This is a genomic window from Sphingobium sp. UBA5915 (assembly GCF_002431195.1).
Taxonomy (GTDB): Bacteria; Pseudomonadota; Alphaproteobacteria; order Sphingomonadales; family Sphingomonadaceae; genus Sphingobium; species Sphingobium soli.
Map to the genome: position 1 here is coordinate 175,583 of NZ_DJDV01000075.1, position 17,799 is coordinate 193,381.

The following is a 17,799-nucleotide window of genomic DNA, read 5'->3' on the forward strand; positions in this document are numbered from 1 at the left end:
AGCGCCTCCGAGCCAGCACAGCCGGCAACGCCCGTGGGCAACTCCGGAACCTGGGTGACCAGCGACGATTATCCGATGGAGGCGATGCGTCAGGAAATCGAGGGGGCTACAAGTTTTCGATTGGACATCGATCGCGACGGCATACCCACGAATTGCACGACAACATCCAGCAGCGGCGCGGCCATATTGGACGAAACGGCCTGTGCGAAGGCGATGGAGCGTGCTCGCTTCAGTCCGGCCAAGGATGCCAGCGGAAGCGCCGTCAGCGGTACCTTCACAGCACGGATTAACTGGCGTTTGCCCGACGCCTCAGCTCTATTCTCATCTCCCAGCATCACGGAGACGACGTTCACAATCAATCCGGACGGAAGCCCGTCCGACTGCCGCACGATGATCGACGGAAATATAGCGCCCGACCAGTCAAGTTGCCTGCCAATAATGGGTAAGGTTTTCCGATTCAGAAGGACGCATCAGGCAATCCTATCCGGCAGAAAATGCGCATCACAACGAAATTGGAGAGGGTCGAAGAAGGCGATTGAAGGCCGCCTCTTCCTAATCTTCTCAGCGCATCAAACCCATAGCATCATAAGCCGCGCGCAAGGTTGGTTCGGCCGCCGCAGCTGCCCGCGCCGCGCCCTTGTCCAATATCGCGTCGAGCGCGGCATCGTCCGTGCGCAACTCCAGAAAGCGCTCGCGGATCGGGCGTAGCGTTTCAACCAGCACTTCGCCCAAAGCGGGCTTGAAGGCGCCAAAACCCTTGCCGGCAAAGTCGGCGCAGATAGCATCGGGCGTCCTGCCGGTCAGCGTCGCGAATATGCCGACCAGATTGTTTGCTTCCGGGCGGCCCGCGAGACCTTCGGCCGTTTCGGGCAGCGGTTCGGGATCAGTCTTTGCCTTCTTCACCTTCTGCATGATGGCATCGTCGTCGTCGGTCAGGTTGATCCGGCTCATGTCGGACGGGTCGGACTTGGACATTTTCGCGCTGCCATCGCGCAACGACATGATCCGCGCCGATTCCTTGGGGATGATCGGCGCAGGCATGGTGAAAAGGTCGACGCCGAAATCGGTGTTGAACTTGGTCGCGATGTCGCGCGCCAGTTCCAGATGCTGTTTCTGGTCCTCGCCCACCGGGACATGGGTCGCATTGTAAAGCAGGATATCGGCCGCCTGGAGCACGGGATAGACGAACAGGCCGATCGAGGCACCCTCGCGATCCTTGCCGACCTTGTCCTTGAACTGCGTCATGCGGTTCAGCCAGCCGATCCGGGCAGTGCCGTTCAGCAACCAGCACAGCTCCGCATGCGCCGGCACGCGCGCCTGGTTGAACAGGACGGACCGATCCGGATCGATGCCCGCCGCGACCAGGGCGGCGGCCATGTCGCGAACATTACGGATGCGCGCCTCGCGTCCTTCATGCACAGTGATCGAATGCATGTCGGCCAGAAAAAAGAAGCACTGGCTGTCACTGTCCATCTCATCCTGCATCCGCACCCAGTTGCGGATCGCGCCCAGATAATTGCCAAGATGCAGATTGCCGGTGGGCTGGATGCCGGAAAGGACGCGCATTGTTGATCCGTTCTTGTCTTCAGTTTGCGTTTTTACGGCGCATCAGCGCCTTGATATCGGACAGCCGATAGGCCCCTGTAACGAAGGACGCCAGCCCGTAAAGCGCCACGCCCGCGCCAACCAGCAGCGCCAGTGCGAGGTACCGTTGGAACATCGTGCCGGTCAGCCATGGGTCGAGCAGGTCCTCCCCCGCCCACAGCGCCGCGCCCATAATCAGCGCGGCCAGGGCAAGGCGCGGGATACGGCGGCGCAAGCCTGCGTCCGCGGCGAAATGCCCGCGCTTGACCAGCGTGGTGTAAAGCATGGCGACATTGACGGTCGAGGACAGCGCGGTGGCGAGCGGCGGACCGATATGGCCCAGCGTCGGGATCATCGCCAGATTGCCCGCGATGTTGATAAGGATCGACAGCATGGCATAACGCACCGGCGTCTTTGTGTCGCCGCGCGCATAATAGCCGGGCGTCAGCACCTTCACCAGCACATAGCTCGGCAGGCCGATCGAGAAGGCCGACAGCGCCCATCCGCACCGCATCGCATCTTCGGCGGTGAAGCGGCCATATTGAAACAGGCCGCGCACGATCGGTTCCGCCACGACCAGGAAGGCGACAGTGGCGGGGAGGGTCAGGAACAGAGCCAGCTCGATGCCGCGATTCTGTGTCTCCATCGCCTGCGCGTCCTGCCCGTTCGAGAGCATGCGTGAAATGGTGGGCAGCAGGATAGTGCCAAGGCCGATGCCGATCAGGCCCAAAGGCAGTTGGTTCAGCCGATCAGCATAATAGATATAGGTGATCGATCCGGAGGCGAGCAGCCAACCCGACAAGGCGGTGGAAATGAGCAGATTGATCTGCGATGCGCCCGCGCCCGCAGCCGCAGGGATGACCCGGCGCAACAATTCGCGCACGTCGCTGTCGAAGCGCGGCCGCTTGAGCCGGATCGTGACGCCAGCCCGGCGGCAGGCAAGGACTAGCCACAGCAATTGCAACGCACCGCCGATCGTCACGGAGATGGCCTGGACGCGGGCGGTTTCATATTCATCGGCACCGTGGAAGAACCATAAGCCGACGATCATCGCGACATTGAGGAGGATCGGCGCGGCCGCGTTGACCCAGAATTTGTCGAGCGAATTGAGGATGCCGCCCAGCAGGGAAGCGAGCGATATCAGCGCAAGATAGGGAATGGTGATCCGCGACAGCGCCACGGCATAGGCGAACTGATCCGCCGTCGGGTTCTGCCGCGCAAAACCGCCTGACAGCGCCCATGTGATCGGCCAGGCCGCCGCCAGCAGGATCAGGGTGAAGAGGATGAGCACCGGCAGCAGCACGGCCAGCGCGCGCTCGGCAAAATCATAGCCGGCGGGGAGCCCGCCCTCCCCAGCCGCCTTCTTGTTGAACAGCGGGATGAAGGCCGCGGAAAATGCCCCTTCGGCAAACAGCGCGCGAAACATATTGGGCAGGCGGAAGGCGACGCCGTTGAAGGCGTCGGACGCGAAACCCGCACCGACATAGCGCGCCGCCAGCGAATCGCGCACCAGCGCCAGCACCCGGCTGGCGAGCGTCAGCCCGCCGACCGATCCCAGAGCGCGGACAAGTTTCATATCATGCCGCCCCGTCCCGCCGGACAGCCCCCTTCGCCCGCCCATCCCCGTCTGCGACAAACAGGGGCAGGACTGCAAGCGGCTCAGCCCGAACGGGAGTGAGGCTCATCGCCCGATGGTCAGGCGTGACCGGCCGGTTCGCCCGCGGTCGTCTGCATCTGCTGCGCCTGCTGCATGTAGAGCGAGCCGAAATCGATCGGGTCCAGCAGCAAGGGCGGGAAGCCACCGTCGCGGATGGCGTCGGCCAGCACGCGGCGCGCAAAGGGGAAGATGAGGCGCGGCGCTTCGGCCAGCATGAAGGGCTGGATCTGATCTTCGGGCACATTGCGCATGCCGAAAATGGCGGCATAGAGCAGTTCGACGGCGAAAGCCGTGCCCTGCGGGGCGATTGCCTTCACCTCGATCTTGAGCGACACCTCCAGCACTTCCTCGCCAACCTTATCGGCGCCGATGTTGAACTGGACGTCGATCTGCGGCTGGTCGGGCCATTGATAGACCGCCGGCGCATTGGGGTTTTCGAAGGACAGATCCTTCACATATTGGCTGATGAGCGCGATCTGCGGCCCGGTGTCCGCGCCATTGGGCTGGACGTTGATGGTGCTGTTGAAGTCGGCTTCGTCGGCCATATCCCTACCTTGACTTTCCCAGTTGGCCGGCGGCCGCTGGCCCCCGGAATATCAGTGCCCGCGCGCTTAGCAGGGCCGCGGAACAAGGGCAATGGCGGGTCGGGCACAGTCTATTTGAAGTTGGGGGGAAACATGCCTATGTTGTCGGGAACATCGTCCCGAACAAAGGGTATTTGCTTCCGTGTATGTGATCGTCATCCTCGCCATGATCGCCGGCTTTCTGGCGCTTCGGCTCTACTCCGTGCTCGGCAAGCGCACGGGCCACGAGCAGGAGCCGGCGCTGCGTCCTGCCGAGGATCGCGCGAAGGTCACGGTGTTGCAGCCCGGTCCTACCAACCATGGCGGAGGCGATACCGTTCGCCTGGCCGAAGGGCTGATTGCCCCCGGCGCGGAAACCGGCGTTCGGACGCTGATTGCGACCGATCGCAATTTCGATGTTCCCCAGTTCGTCGAAGGTGCCCGGAGCGCCTATAAGATGGTGCTGGAGGCGTTCTGGCGTGGCGACCGGGAAGAATTGGCGTGGCTTTGCGATGCCGATGTCTTGGCATCTTTCGAAGACGCCATCGCCGCACGCGAAGCGGACGGCCATGTGCTGGACAACCGTCTGGTGCGCATTGAAAAGGCGCAAATCATTGAAGCGACCGTCCGCGATGGCACCGCGGAAATCGCCATGCGCTTCGAAGCAGACATCGCTGCCGTTACGCGCGATCGCGACGGCAATGTCATCGCCGGATCGATGACCGACGCAATCGACACGAAGGATATCTGGACCTTCACGCGTGATATTCGCAGCGCCGATCCCAACTGGAAGCTCAGCGAAACCGACGAAGCGTGATCGCGGATCTGTTCGCAGCATGATGGGGCATCGCAAGGGGGGCGCTCTGGCGGTGGCGTTGTTGCTGTCGGCCTGCGCCGGCAGTGTCATTCCGCCATCACCAGGTGGCCCGGCGTCAGATCGCCCCAGCCCCACAGCGGCTGGTGATACCGCCGCCCGTCCCACGCCAGCCACTCCGCGTCCCACTCTTTCGGTAGACACGCCTGCGCCGCCCGGCATCGACACGACCACGGCGGCGGGTCTGGGCATCACCCGCGGGCCAGCAATCGCCGACCTGCTGCCCTCAGGCGAACGGTCGCGTCGGGCGCTACTTGCCTTTCGCTTGTCCTGCCCCGGCTTGATGCGGCGCGCGGACCAAAGCGGCCTGACGCGCGGATCGGATTGGAACAACGCCTGCGCGGCCGCCTCCAGTTGGCCGGAATCTTCAGCGAGCGAGTTTTTTTCCCGCTATTTCGAAGCGGTCCAGATCGGTGACGGCGCGGCCTTCGTCACTGGCTATTATGAACCCGAAATCGCAGGATCCCGAAGCCGTCAGCCTGGCTATGACGTGCCGATTTACCGCCGCCCGTCTGACCTGATCGACGTCGATTTGGGCCAGTTCAGCGACAGCCTGAAAGGCCGTTCGATTCGCGGCAAGGTGCAAGGCACCAAATTCGTCCCTTATGATGCCCGCAGCCAGATCGTGGCGGGATCGTTAGCGGGCCGGGGACTAGAACTGGCGTGGGCTGCGGACCCGGTGGAATTTTTCTTTCTTCAGATTCAGGGAAGCGGCCGCCTGCTGCTGCCCGATGGCGGCGTGATGCGTATCGGCTATGATGGGCAGAATGGGCGCGACTATACCGGCATCGGCAAGCTGATGAAGGATCGCGGACTGATTCAGGCCGGGTCGATGCAGGACATCATGCGTTATTTGCGCGCCAACCCGGCCGAGGGCGCGGCCATCATGAATGAAAATCAGAGTTTCGTGTTCTTCCGCGAGATCACGGGGCCGGGACCGCTGGGGGCGATGGGTGTGCCGGTGACGCCTGAAGCCTCCGTGGCCGCCGATCCTAAATATATTCCTATGGGCGCTCCGGTTCTACTGTCGCTTGATCGCGCCGAGCCCAACGGCATCTGGATCGCGCAGGATACAGGTGGAGCCATCAAGGGCGCGAACCGCTTTGACAGTTTCTGGGGTGCAGGCGCACAAGCGCGCGCAATCGCCGGAGGCATGTCCGCGCGCGGGAGCGCCCTTATCCTGCTGCCGATCGGGTCGACGGCCCGCCTCATTGGGCGCTGATTGGCCCCGCCATGATCCGGCGGCGGCTGAATGCAGAGGATGAAGCGCTCTGGGCGGCACTGATACGGTCGGTCCGGCCTTTGCGACCGCAACCAGCCCCGCCCGCGCGTCCCGCCGCGCCAACAACGGTCGAGCACCGTCCTCCAAGCCGTTCAGGGCCGCTTCCATCCCCTGTGCCACCAGCTTCATCGCGACCTTCACCCGCTGCAAAATTGGACGGAACCTGGGAAAAGCGCATTCGCGGAGGCAACATCAGCCCGGACATGAGCATCGATTTGCACGGGCACAGCCTAGCGTCGGCGCATGCGCGGTTGAATCAGGCCATGGCCTCCGCCGTGACGAACAATGCGCGCATATTGTTGGTCGTGACGGGAAAGCCCCCAAAGATGACGGAAAAAGCCGGCGTGTCGCGCCGCGGGGCAATCCGCGGCGAAATCGGCCATTGGCTGGAAACCGGGCCGCACGCGCATCAGATAGCCAGCGTGCGGATCGCCCATCCGCGCCATGGCGGCGACGGCGCGCTCTATGTGATTTTGCGTCGCAAAAAATAATCGAACTGCGCTTGCGAATGCTGACCGTTTCTTAACCACCGTCCGTCATATGCAACGGATTGGTGCTCCTTGACCGGAGCGTAAAGCGGGCGGGAGATATATGCGGGGGGTGACGTTGAAAAGCCGCGCCACTGCCTTCGCCTGCGCCGCAGGGGCTTTGGTGTTCACGCTGTCGCTGGTGCTGGGTTACTCGCCGGACCAGCAGGACGACCTGAATCAGGTCGGCCGCGCATTGATCATCGCTATTCTGTGCGGGACATTGAGCTGGGCCTCGACCAGCCGATCCATGGCAGCGACCGCAGCCGCCGTGGATACCGCGACCGAGCGGCTGTTATCAGCGGCTCATGGCGATCTGCAATCTCCCGTGTCACCCAATATCAGCGCCGAACTGCCGGACCTGTCCGTCGCGATGCAAAGCCTGTTCAGCCAGGTGCGCACCAATCTGGATCATGTGCAGAGTCTGGCGCTGTTCGACCAGGTTACTGGCCTCGCCAACCGAACCAGCTTTTGTCGGCAGGTCGAGCGGCACCTGACCGGTCGAAATACGGACGCCATGGCCGCCCTGTTCTTCATCGATCTTGACGGGTTCAAGGGTGTGAACGACAGTCTGGGCCATGCGGCGGGCGATCAGCTGCTAGCCCGCGTCGCAGGGCGGTTACGCGAAGTTGTTATGGCACAGGTCAGCGCCGGCACAGGCGACGCCGTGATCGGTCGTCTAGCCGGCGACGAATTCACCATGTTCTTCCCCTTCCTGCCAGGCCCCAGCGCCGCAGCCCGCATCGCGCGCGCCGTGCAGTTTGCGCTCAGCGAACGATTCGATCTTGGCAGCCAGCATGTCGAACTTGGCGCATCAATCGGCATCGCCTGCTATCCCGACCACGGCGACACCTTGTCGGCCCTGCTGCGCGCGGCCGACGTCGCCATGTATCACGCCAAGCATCAGGGGCGGGGACGAGCGGAAATCTACAGCTCTGAGCTGGCGCTGGAGGCGGCCGATCGCGCCGAGCTGGAGCGAGACCTGTTGCTTGCGCTGCAACGCGACGAGTTTTTGCTGGAGTTTCAACCTCAGATAGACGTCATCAGCGGTCAGGCGGTCGCGGCTGAGGCATTGGTACGATGGGCGCACCCGGAGCGCGATCTGGTCATGCCCGGCACGTTCGTCCCGGTCGCCGAGGAAAGCGGCACCATCGTCGCGCTGGGCGACTGGGTGATGAGCCGCGTTTGCGAGACGGCCGCGCGCTGGGCAGAAGCCGGGCAACGACAGCGAATCGCCATCAACATCAGCACCCGCGAACTGGCTCAGGCGGATTTCTTCATGCGATTGCGTCACGCGATGGCGACACACCGGACGCCGGCGTCAATGCTGGCACTGGAAATTACCGAATCTGTCGCGATGAATATGGAGCCCCGCATCCTCGACCAATTGGCCGCCATGCGGACCGAAGGCCTGCACATCGCCATAGACGATTTCGGGACCGGCTATTCCAACCTTGCCCGCCTGCGCGAACTGCCTGTCGACCGTGTCAAGATCGACCGTAGTCTGGTGCGCGACATCGCCAGTTCCGCAGAAGCCCGCACCATCTGCTCCGCGGTGGTCGGCCTGATCCAGGGACTGGGCATGGAGGTGGTGATCGAAGGCGTGGAAAATGAAGCCCAAATGGATGTGCTGCGCGTTATCGGATGCACTCTGTTTCAGGGCTATCATCTTGCCCGGCCAATGGATGAGCAAAGCTATCTGACCCGCTTTGCCGTCCCCTTGATCGTGCAGGAACGCCATATCGGCTGAAGATCAGGAAAGCCGCAGCGCCCGTTCCACGATGTGCGCATAGATGCTTTGAAGATCACGCAAATCCTGCAGCGCGACGGCTTCGTCCAGCTTGTGCATGGTCGCATTGTTAAGGCCGAATTCTACGACCGGGCATAGGCGCGACAGGAAACGGGCGTCGGACGTGCCGCCCGTGGTCGACAGTTCAGCGTCGACGCCAGTCACATCCCTGATCGCCGCGCCGACGATGTCCGACAGCACGCCCGGCGCGGTCAGAAAGGATTCGCCGCTGATCCGCGCATCCACCGTTCCGCCCTCCTGCGCCGCCAGCCTCGTGATCCGATCAATCAGCGATGCGCCGCTATGCTGATCATTGAATCGGATCGAGATACGCGCGGTGGCTTTTCCGGGAATGACATTATGAGCGGCGTTTCCGACTTCGATGTCGGTGATTTCGATATTGCTGGGCTGAAACCATTCCGTGCCCTCGTCCAATATCTCCGCCTCCACCGCCGTCAGGATGCGGACCAATCGCGGGATGGGGTTATCAGCCAGATGCGGATAGGCGACATGCCCTTGCGACCCGGCAACGCTAATCCACATATTGACCGAACCCCGCCGGCCAATCTTCATCACGTCACCCAGGCGTTGGGACGAGGTGGGCTCTCCAACCAGACACAGGTCCGGCCGCAGGCCGCGGGTCGCCATCCGCTCCATCAGGGCCAGCGTCCCAAAAATGGCAGGGCCTTCCTCATCGCCCGTGATGATCAGACTGATCGTTCCGGGCAAATCGTCTGGCAGATCGGCGAGCGCGGCAACAAACGCTGCAATCGCGCCCTTCATGTCGACCGCTCCGCGCCCATAAAGCAGGTCGCCGCGAATGTCCGGAGCGAAGGGATCGCTGCTCCATCCCGCGCCCGGAGGAACGACATCGAGATGACCAGCGAAGGCAAAATGCGGCCCAGCCCCGGTCGTGCGCCACGCCAGCAGATTTTCCACAGGTCCGTCGGGCGCCTCCCCCACGATAAATCGATCGACGGTAAAACCGAGCGGGGCCAGCATCGCTTCCAGCTCGGCAAACACCGCGCCGGTTGCGGGAGACACCGATGGACAGGCCAGCAAGCGCTGGGCCAGGGCCACGACATCATCATTGGTGCTGGTCATGCTCATGGCGACGCGTTAGCGAATGCCCCGGCCCTTGGCCAGCCGCACGGAAAGGAGGACGCCATGCCCCGCATCGATCTGGAGGATATCGTCCAGAGCAATGGCACAGGCTATCCGGCTGATCATGCCGCCCTTGTCCAGCAACGATGGGTGCGGCGGATCGCGCCGGCGGTGGGCCTTGCCGATTTTGGCGTCAGTCACGTCGTGCTGAAGCCCGGGGCCGCGTCGTCCCAGCGGCATTGGCATGAGGACGAGGATGAATTTATCGTGATGCTGGCCGGGGAGGCCGTGCTCGTGGAAGACGACGGGCGAACGCTGTTGCACGCTGGCGACCTGGCTGCATTCGTCAAAGGAGAGCCCAATGGCCATCAGCTGGTAAATGAAAGCGATGCCGACTGCGCTTTCATGGCGTTTGGACGACCTCCGTCGGGCGACTGCCATTATCCCGACATAGACCTGCTGTGGTCGAACGGGGCATACCGTCACAAGGATGGGAGACGATATTGACGATCGAGATTAGCCGCCGCGCTCTGGTCACCGGCGCGGGAAGCCTGATGCTTGCCGCACATACCCCCTCCGCCATGGCGGCGACCGCTCCAGGCCCGATCAAGCCACGCCGGCTGCGGGAAGGCGACACGGTAGGCCTGATCGAACCCGCCGGTTTTACAGACGACGCATTCGACCTCGATCTCGTCGAAGACACGATCAGGGCCATGGGCCTGAAGCCCAAGCGCGCGCCACATCTCATTGATCGCTACGGCTATCTGGCCGGAAAGGATGCGGACCGAGCGTCCGACGTGAACGTGATGTTCGCCGACCCTGCGATCAGCGCGATATTTGCCGTGCGCGGAGGCTGGGGGTGCGCGCGTATCCTGCCATTGCTCGACTGGAGGAAGATTCGAAGCAACCCCAAGCTGCTGATAGGCTTTTCCGACATTACCGCCTTGCATCTGGCCTTTGCCGCCAAGGCCGGCTTCACGACGATCCACGGCCCTAATGCATCGAGCAGCTGGGGCCAGTATAGCTGGGATGCGTTCCGGGCGGTCGCGTTCGACGCGGGCACGCCGACGCTGACCAATCCACAGGGGCATGAAGACCGGCTGGCGCAACGGATCGGCCGCGTTCGCACCTTTGGCACGGGCGTAGCGCGCGGGCGGCTGCTGGGCGGCAATCTGACCGTCCTGGCTGCATTGATGGGCACGCCCTGGCTGCCCGATTTTGCGGGCGCTATCCTCTTCATCGAGGATATCGGCGAAGCGCCATATCGGATCGATCGGATGCTGACACAGCTTAAACTTGGCGGAATTCTGGACAAGTTGGCTGGCGTCGCATTTGGCCAGTGCACCGATTGCGGGGCGGCAGGTCCGAGCTATGGCGGCTTCACCGTGTCGGAAGTGCTGCAACAGCATCTTGCGCCCTTGGGCATCCCTGCTTTCCAGGGCGGGCAATTCGGCCATGTCGCCAATCAATATAGCCTGCCGCTAGGCATACAGGCGGAAATGGACGCGATGACGGGCACGATCCGGCTGCTGGAGCCAGCGGTCAGTTAGCCGCCAGCGTGCGGGCGCACGTTCCAGCGCGCGCATCGCACCGAGCCATCGGCATCGACAGCGAATTCACCGAACGCGCCGGTGCGCAGTTTTGCGGGGGGAAGGCCAAGCGCAATCAGCGCAAAGCGGGCGGCCCCATTGCTGGTGATCAGCAGATCCGCCCCTTCCCCCGCATCGGCGAAAAAAGCGCGCCACGCCGCGATCCGGGCGGGTGCGTCTACTCGCCAGCCGTCTGGTGCGATGGCCTCGTCCTCCCACCGCGCGAGGGCCGCGGCGCCGATGCGCGCGACGACGGCATCCTCAGTCTTGCCCTCATCCGGGCCGTGGTCGATTTCGCCCAGCCATTCTCGTGTTCCGTCCAGTTCGTGGCCGGTCGCGACTGCGATTGGCGCTGCGGTCTGGCGCGCACGCAGGAGCGGGCTCGACAGCAAAAGGCGAACGTCGGTTCCCGCGAACCAGCGTCCAAGTGCGGCTGCCTGGGCATGGCCGCTGTCGACCAGCGGAATATCAGTGGCAGAGCCTATCCGCCGGGGCGCTTCGTTGCTGGCGAATGTATTGCCATGGCGGATGACAAAGATGCGGCGCACAGATGTCAAAGCGCCGGCGTCGGGTCGCCATGTTCAGCGATCAGGCGCTCAACCTTGCTGATGTCGGCTTCGGTATCGATGCCTGAACTGTCGAAACGCGGCGCATCGACGGCAACAGTCATGATCTCGATACCCAGTTCGATTAGGCGCAGTTGCTCCAGCCCTTCCAGGCGCTCCAGCATCGTGGGCGCGCAGGCCTCAAACCGCCGCAGCGCTTCCAGTTGATAGCCGTACAGCCCCACATGCCGCCAAACGGGGGAAAGCCCATCGGTAGCACGCAAACGGTCTTCATCGCGGATTGCGGGCAGAATTGCCTTGGAAAACCAAAGAGCCCGCCCGTTGGGCGCTCTGACACAGGTCGTGCCGCTGAATGGCGATAGCAGCTTGTGCTCCCGCAAGGCATCAAGCGACTCCCAATCCAGCGCAATCACCGGAGTCGCAACTTCCGCCCCGCTTTCCAACGCGGCCAGTACGGCACCAAGAGCGCCTTCGGGTTGGAAAGGCGAATCGCCCTGAAGATTGACGACGAAGCGCGGCCCCTCGGCGAACGACAGAGCCGCGGCCAATGCGCGGCCCGAACCGGTTGCAAGTGCGCTGTCGGTCATTACCGCCGGACATCCCGCCTCGCGGGCATGGGCCGCAATATCCTCATCGTCGGTCGCGACGACAAGAGCCACGTCATCCCTGTCCGAGATCGCCGCGCGCGCCATCGCGATCGTGCGATGCAACAGGGTCCGCCCTGCGATCAGCCGCAGCGGCTTGCGCGGTAACCGGGTGGACCCGGCACGCGCAGGAATGACGACAAGATGGTTCAGGCGACCCCTGCGTGCAGCAGATCATGCATGTGCAGCGCCCCGGTCAGCCGGCCATTTTCGCACACGAACAACAGCATGATATTGCGCTCATGCATCATATGCAGCGCCTCGGACGCCAATTCATCGGGTCCGACCGCTTGCGGCGTGACCGTCATGAAACGGCCGACCGGTTCCGTCAGATTCTGCTTGCCGGTCACGGTACGCCGCAGATCGCCGTCCGTGAACGCGCCGATCAGACGACCATTACGATCAACCACCGCCGTGCCGCCCAGCCGGGCGCGCGTCATTTCAATCGTTGCGTCGAGCAACGATGCGTCCTCCCGCACCATGGGAACCTGATCGTCGCTTGCCATGAGTTCCCGGACCTTGAGCAACTGCGCGCCCAACCGGCCATTGGGGTGGAACTTGTGGAAATCATCGGCGGAAAAGCCGCGCATTTCCATTAAAGACACCGCCAGCGCGTCGCCGAAGGCCATCTGGACCGTGGTCGAAGTTGTGGGCGCAAGCGCATTCGGGCAAGCTTCCTGGACATCCGGCATCAATATGCAAACGTCGGCAGCCTGAGCGACGGTGCTTTGCGGCTGGGCCGTCATGCCCATCAGAGGCACCGCGAACCGCTTGCAATATTGAATGATCGGACCGAGCTCGGTCGATTCACCGGAATGCGAGAGCATCAGCACGACATCGTCCGGCGTGACCATGCCCAGATCGCCATGGCCAGCGTCCGCCGGGTGCAGGAAGATGGCAGGCGTTCCGGTCGATGTCAGCGTCGCCGTCATCTTCCGCGCAACAATACCGCTCTTGCCAATCCCCGTCACGATGACACGGCCCCGCACCTTCATAAGCATGCCAACCATGCGCAGGAAGGTGGCGGCAAATTCCCGGTCGCTGAACTGCGCTTCGAGCGCCTGCAAACCACCGGCGGCGATGGACAGGGTTCGGCAAGCAGTATCCACGATACGGCTACCCGAGCCAAATGGCACAATCTTGGATGCTAATGTCGACACGCGCTCGCCCTTTAGTTTCGCCCGATGCCGCGAGCCCTGTCCCGCCGGCACAAAGACGCCGATCATCCGCCGATTTCGGTCAGTGATCTTTCCTCGTTCCGCGACCCTTTTGCCGATCAGCTATCGGCATGACACGACTGTCTACGCCGTTTCAGCGACTTATGGCAATCTATTTTGCAGCTGCGAAGAGATTAGAGGAAAGAAAAATATCGGTATCAAAATGATTGGTGAGACAAGACGAAGATAAATAGCGACGAACAGCGCAACCTTTTCAGGATCCTTGCGTGCACTTAATCTAGATCATTGTAACGCCGATACCAGTTCACGAATCGGGGCACGCCAGTTTCGATCGCGGTGCTGGGAAAGAAGCCGATATCCTGGACGATGGCGCTGATGTCGGCAAATGTGGCATGAACGTCACCCGGCTGCATCGGTTGGAAGTCGACCTGTGCTTTCATGCCAATCGCATCTTCCAGCACAGCGATCAGGTGCATCAGTTCCTCAGGCCGGTTGTTGCCGATATTGTACAGCCGGTGCGGCGCCCGGCTGCCGCCCGCCTTCAACGCGCCATCATCTGTGGGGGGATGATCGAGACAGCCTATGACGCCGTCTACGATATCGTCGATATAGGTGAAATCGCGCTGCATTCTGCCATGGTTGAACACCGGGATCGGCTCACCCGCCAATATCCTGGACGTGAATATCCACATCGCCATATCCGGCCGGCCCCAAGGCCCATAGACCGTGAAAAAGCGCAGCCCGGTCATCGGAATGCGAAACAGATGAGCGTAGGTTTCGCTCATCAACTCGTCCGCCCGCTTGGTCGCGGCGTAGAGAGATACCGGATGATCCACCCTGTCCTCCACCCTAAACGGCAAGCTTTCATTGCCGCCATAGACGGAGGAAGAGGATGCGTAGACGAGGTGACGGACATGGCGTTCGCGCGCCAGCTCCAGCATGTTGACATGCCCTGACAGATTGGACCGAACATAGGCATGGGGATTGACCAGCGAGTAGCGAACTCCCGCCTGAGCGCCGAGATGAACGATCGCCTCGATCACCTGGTCGGCCAGCGCCGCCTGAACCGCCGCCATGTCGGCAAAATCCAGTTCGTGAAAGGTGAAAAGCTTGCCATGGCGTTCGCGCAGAAGGTTCAATCGCGCCTGCTTCAAGGCGACCGGATAATAGTCGTTGAGATTGTCGATGCCGACCACGGCATGGCCCTGCCCCATCAGCCGGTCCGCAACATGCATGCCGATGAACCCCGCTGCGCCAGTGACCAATATCGTCATGCCATTTTCTCCGCCAAGGGCATCTACGACCCCCCGTTTTTGCCCTGCAGGCTGCTTTACAGCGCCGCGCCGCCCCTGCCCATAGAAGATCGGGTTTAGCCATTCCCTAATGATTCGCCGCTATCGCACCATCATGCCCATGGCTTTCCATCCCAGCGGTCCCGATGCCAACGGACAATGCTCGGCGCAGCGCGCGCGGTGGGCGGCGCTGGCATTGGATGCGGCCGAGCCCAATGCCTTCTATGCGCCGGATATGCTGACGACGGCGCTTAGTCATCTCGACGGCAACGGTCGGGTGCAGTTGATCGAAGCGGAAGCAAATGGAAACCTGATCGGCCTGTTGCCGGTCGTGACCCATGCGCGCCACGGACGACTGCCGGTCGCGTGCGTCGGCAACTGGATGCATGACCATTGCTTCATGGGCGCAGCGCTCATCCGGCGGGGCGCGGAACAAGCCGCATGGCGGGCCTTTCTGGCACAATTGGATGACGCCCCATGGGCGCCGGGATTTCTGCATCTTCAGGGGATCGACGCTGCGGGGGCCAATGCCGCGGCCATCGCAGCGATTTGTACGGAACAGCATCGGGACTGGCGCGAAGTGCATCGCTATGACCGAGCCATGCTGCATTCCGACCTTGGGGCGGACAGCTATTGGGAAACCCATGTGCGAGCCAAGAAGCGCAAGGAATTGCGCCGTCTTCAAAAGAGGCTGGGGGATCTTGGCGCGGTCGCCCAACGTTTGCTGACGGAGGCGTCGCAACTTTCCGAATGGGTCGAATCCTTCCTCGCGCTCGAAGCGGCGGGGTGGAAAGGCAAGCAAGGGACGGCGCTCGCCTGTTCGCACGCCGACAGCGCCTTTTTCCGTGCGGCTTGCGCCAGCGCGTTTCAAGCGGGCCGGCTGCATATGCTGCGGCTCGACCTCAATGGCCGGCCGATCGCGATGCTGGTCAATTTCCGCCATGGCGAGGGCGCCTTTTCCTTCAAGATTGCAATCGACGAGGAATTGGGCCGCTTTTCGCCGGGTGTGCTGATCGAAATCGCCAATCTGCACGCGGTGCAAGGCGATCCGGACATCGCCTGGATGGACAGCTGCGCGACCCCCGGTCATCCCATGATCGACAGCCTCTGGGCGGAGCGGCGGACGATCGTCCAATATCGGATCGCGCTGCGCGGGGCGGGCACCAGACGGCTGCAGCGAAGCGCGGCATTTGCGATCGCCAATGCAAGCGAGGCGATCGCCAGAAAGTTGAAAGGACGGGCATGACCATCGTGGACACCGCCGCCATATTCGCCGAATCTGCGCGCAGGGCTTTTGCCGCCGCCTATCCCGATAGGCCCGCGAAGCTGAGCCATGGGCTGGTCGGCCACAGCTTGCTGACGCTGGACGCATTGGCAGCACTGGCGGAGCGGATGCCGGCCGCATCGGTCGAATATAATCTGGGGAAGCTTCCGCTGGGCGTCCGGCCGGAAGACACGCCGACAAACGGGCTGACGCTGGGCGAAACGATCCGAACGATCGAAACCAATGGCAGCTGGGCGGTGCTCAAGAATGTTGAGCGCGACCCCGCCTATGGCGCGCTGCTTGACGCGGCGCTGGCGGAGCTGGAGCCGGTCGTGACGGCACGGACCGGGCCGATGCTGCACCGGGAAGCCTTCATCTTTTTGAGTTCACCGGGCAGCGTCACGCCGTTCCATATGGACCCGGAGCATAATATCCTGCTTCAGATCATGGGCACCAAGACGATGACGGTCTTTCCGGCGCGGGACGAAGAGTTGGTCCCAGCACAGAAGAGCGAGGATTTCCACGGCGGCGGTCATCGCAACCTGGAATGGCAAGATGGGTTTCAAACACGGGGCAAGGCCTTTCCGCTGGCGCCGGGCGAAGCCGTGCATGTGCCGGTAAAGGCGCCGCATTTCGTGGAAAATGGCCCGGCGGTATCTGTCAGCCTGTCGGTGACCTGGCGGTCGGACCGGTCGGTGGCAGAGGGCGAATTGCACAGTTTCAATGCGCTGCTGCGCAAGCGGGGATTGCCCATTGGCGCGGTTAGCGAACGGCCCGAGCGGCAGGGCATGCGCCGGCTGGTCTATCGCATCATGCGGAAGCTGGGCGCCTGAGCAGACGGCGCAGCAGCGCTTCGAGTTCCAGTCGGGGCGAGAAACGCTCGACCATCCACCATTCCAGCCGTTCCTCGCAGGTGGCGAGGCTCTGCTTGTAGCGATCCTTGCCGGCGAGGAAAGAATAACGGGACAGCGCGCGCGCGGCATAATGATCGACCGCTGCGGCGTGGCAGAGCAGGCCGGGCTTGTCCTTAGCCCCGCGCGGCGGAGCGAAGGCGGACTGGTAGTTCATCGCGACGCCGGCGTGGACGAAGGTCACAAGCAGGCCGACAAGGTCCGGACCGTCGGTAAGGCGCAGCAGTTCCACCTCCCCGCCGGCAAGGCCCCGCGCCGTCAGCGTCTCGACGAAGACCTGGAAAGCGGGATCGTCCCAGGCATTGTCGGCATGGCGGCCCTGGTTAAGCTGCGCCATGTCGGCAATCCAGGGAGCGATGTCATCCGGCGTGGCGCGCGTGACCTGGGGCAGGATGCCGCCGCGATCTTTGAGCGCGCGGCGGATCTGGCCGCGGCTGTTGGCGCTGAGCAGCGAGAGATAATCGCCGTTTGCGGCGCGGACGGCGTCAAGGTCAACCTGATAGACCGGCGAGACGTCGCGGCACATGTGGCGGCGGGCGGGGAGATCGAGCAGCGGGCTGCCCGGTTCCATGCCGCTGAGGCGCAGCGCCCGCCAGTCCCGGCGGGAAGCGAGCGCGGCGATGGCGGCAATGGTGGCTTCGGGGGCGAAATCCCGGTCGGTCAGCAGGCCGTTATATTCGATATAGGGCCGGTCAGCGGCAGGATTGCCGGACTGGTTGAGGCTGAGCGTCGCGACCGGTCCCAACAGACGCGGCTGCATGGCATGGCCCACCAGCGCCAGCGCAACGTCCCTGCCCTCATCATCGACCACGGCCAGCAGTTCAGGTTCAACCCTGTAGCTGTCGAGCCAGGCGCCGATCCAGGTCCAGCGCAGGAAGAAGGATGCGTCCGAGCGCGCCTCCAGCGCCTGCCAGCGCCGGGCCAGCGCAGCCCGGTCGGGCCGGGAAAAACTCGCTTGATAGGACATGGCGCTCC

At 62.9% G+C, this 17,799-nt stretch carries 17 protein-coding genes and 1 pseudogene; 9 read left to right on the forward strand and 9 right to left on the reverse strand.

Annotated features, from left to right (window positions below):
- Window positions 1-84: 84 nt before the first annotated feature.
- A pseudogene (locus tag B2V90_RS23175) lies at window positions 85-240 on the forward strand (TonB family protein); the annotation flags it as partial.
- A 321-nt stretch (window positions 241-561) separates the two neighbouring features.
- Here the strand turns inward: B2V90_RS23175 and trpS are convergent.
- From trpS to secB, 3 genes are all read right to left on the reverse strand, one after another.
- A complete protein-coding gene (gene trpS / locus B2V90_RS13000) occupies window positions 562-1,566 on the reverse strand; it encodes a tryptophan--tRNA ligase (RefSeq protein WP_228220663.1) in 1,005 nt (334 codons plus the stop codon).
- A 19-nt stretch (window positions 1,567-1,585) separates the two neighbouring features.
- Window positions 1,586-3,160 carry a murein biosynthesis integral membrane protein MurJ gene (gene murJ / locus B2V90_RS13005; protein ID WP_228220662.1) on the reverse strand — a complete coding sequence of 525 codons (1,575 nt, stop codon included), beginning with the start codon at window positions 3,158-3,160 and terminating at the stop codon, window positions 1,586-1,588.
- A 119-nt stretch (window positions 3,161-3,279) separates the two neighbouring features.
- The gene (gene secB / locus B2V90_RS13010; protein WP_228220661.1) at window positions 3,280-3,786 is read right to left on the reverse strand and encodes a protein-export chaperone SecB; all 507 of its coding nucleotides are present in this window, start codon (window positions 3,784-3,786) and stop codon (window positions 3,280-3,282) included.
- Between the two features lie 181 nt (window positions 3,787-3,967).
- Between secB and B2V90_RS13015 the strand changes: the two genes are divergently transcribed.
- The 4 genes from B2V90_RS13015 to B2V90_RS13030 all read left to right on the forward strand — a co-directional run bounded on the left by B2V90_RS13015 (window position 3,968) and on the right by B2V90_RS13030 (window position 8,237).
- On the forward strand, window positions 3,968-4,621 hold the full coding sequence (locus B2V90_RS13015) for a Tim44/TimA family putative adaptor protein (RefSeq protein ID WP_009822541.1): 654 nt from the start codon (window positions 3,968-3,970) through the stop codon (window positions 4,619-4,621).
- A 22-nt stretch (window positions 4,622-4,643) separates the two neighbouring features.
- Window positions 4,644-5,900 carry a murein transglycosylase A gene (locus B2V90_RS13020; RefSeq protein WP_414711606.1) on the forward strand — a complete coding sequence of 419 codons (1,257 nt, stop codon included), beginning with the start codon at window positions 4,644-4,646 and terminating at the stop codon, window positions 5,898-5,900.
- A gap of 11 nt (window positions 5,901-5,911) precedes the next feature.
- Complete coding sequence (locus tag B2V90_RS13025; protein WP_228220659.1) at window positions 5,912-6,451, forward strand: Smr/MutS family protein; 540 nt, start codon at window positions 5,912-5,914, stop codon at window positions 6,449-6,451.
- 100 nt (window positions 6,452-6,551) lie between these two features.
- Window positions 6,552-8,237, forward strand: coding sequence for a putative bifunctional diguanylate cyclase/phosphodiesterase (locus B2V90_RS13030; protein ID WP_228220658.1), 1,686 nt, complete (start codon window positions 6,552-6,554; stop codon window positions 8,235-8,237).
- Between the two features lie 3 nt (window positions 8,238-8,240).
- Here B2V90_RS13030 and dapE read toward each other — a convergent pair whose 3' ends face one another.
- The gene (dapE, locus tag B2V90_RS13035) at window positions 8,241-9,386 is read right to left on the reverse strand and encodes a succinyl-diaminopimelate desuccinylase (RefSeq protein WP_228220657.1); all 1,146 of its coding nucleotides are present in this window, start codon (window positions 9,384-9,386) and stop codon (window positions 8,241-8,243) included.
- 57 nt (window positions 9,387-9,443) lie between these two features.
- Here dapE and B2V90_RS13040 point away from each other — a divergent pair, with 57 nt between their 5' ends.
- Both B2V90_RS13040 and B2V90_RS13045 read left to right on the forward strand, forming a co-directional pair.
- Complete coding sequence (locus B2V90_RS13040) at window positions 9,444-9,887, forward strand: cupin domain-containing protein (protein ID WP_009822546.1); 444 nt, start codon at window positions 9,444-9,446, stop codon at window positions 9,885-9,887.
- A gap of 47 nt (window positions 9,888-9,934) precedes the next feature.
- The gene (locus B2V90_RS13045) at window positions 9,935-10,930 is read left to right on the forward strand and encodes a S66 peptidase family protein (RefSeq protein WP_228220868.1); all 996 of its coding nucleotides are present in this window, start codon (window positions 9,935-9,937) and stop codon (window positions 10,928-10,930) included.
- Here the strand turns inward: B2V90_RS13045 and B2V90_RS13050 are convergent.
- From B2V90_RS13050 to B2V90_RS13065, 4 genes are all read right to left on the reverse strand, one after another.
- Window positions 10,927-11,517, reverse strand: coding sequence for a histidine phosphatase family protein (locus B2V90_RS13050; RefSeq protein WP_228220656.1), 591 nt, complete (start codon window positions 11,515-11,517; stop codon window positions 10,927-10,929). The genes B2V90_RS13045 and B2V90_RS13050 overlap by 4 nt on opposite strands.
- Window positions 11,518-11,522: 5 nt before the next feature.
- Entirely contained in the window at window positions 11,523-12,332 is an 810-nt protein-coding gene (locus B2V90_RS13055) for a 3-deoxy-manno-octulosonate cytidylyltransferase (RefSeq protein ID WP_228220867.1), read from the reverse strand.
- On the reverse strand, window positions 12,329-13,405 hold the full coding sequence (locus tag B2V90_RS13060; RefSeq protein ID WP_009822550.1) for a KpsF/GutQ family sugar-phosphate isomerase: 1,077 nt from the start codon (window positions 13,403-13,405) through the stop codon (window positions 12,329-12,331). The genes B2V90_RS13055 and B2V90_RS13060 overlap by 4 nt, the downstream gene beginning before the upstream one ends.
- 224 nt (window positions 13,406-13,629) lie before the next feature.
- Window positions 13,630-14,631: an NAD-dependent epimerase/dehydratase family protein gene (locus B2V90_RS13065; RefSeq protein ID WP_228220654.1), complete on the reverse strand. Its 1,002-nt coding sequence runs from the start codon at window positions 14,629-14,631 to the stop codon at window positions 13,630-13,632.
- A gap of 133 nt (window positions 14,632-14,764) precedes the next feature.
- On the opposite strand from B2V90_RS13065, the gene B2V90_RS13070 reads away from it, so the two are divergent.
- Both B2V90_RS13070 and B2V90_RS13075 read left to right on the forward strand, forming a co-directional pair.
- Window positions 14,765-15,895, forward strand: coding sequence for a GNAT family N-acetyltransferase (locus B2V90_RS13070; protein ID WP_228220866.1), 1,131 nt, complete (start codon window positions 14,765-14,767; stop codon window positions 15,893-15,895).
- The gene (locus B2V90_RS13075) at window positions 15,892-16,746 is read left to right on the forward strand and encodes a cupin-like domain-containing protein (protein ID WP_228220653.1); all 855 of its coding nucleotides are present in this window, start codon (window positions 15,892-15,894) and stop codon (window positions 16,744-16,746) included. The genes B2V90_RS13070 and B2V90_RS13075 overlap by 4 nt, the downstream gene beginning before the upstream one ends.
- Here B2V90_RS13075 and B2V90_RS13080 read toward each other — a convergent pair.
- Window positions 16,724-17,791 carry a GNAT family N-acetyltransferase gene (locus tag B2V90_RS13080; protein WP_228220652.1) on the reverse strand — a complete coding sequence of 356 codons (1,068 nt, stop codon included), beginning with the start codon at window positions 17,789-17,791 and terminating at the stop codon, window positions 16,724-16,726. The genes B2V90_RS13075 and B2V90_RS13080 overlap by 23 nt on opposite strands.
- Window positions 17,792-17,799: the final 8 nt, after the last annotated feature.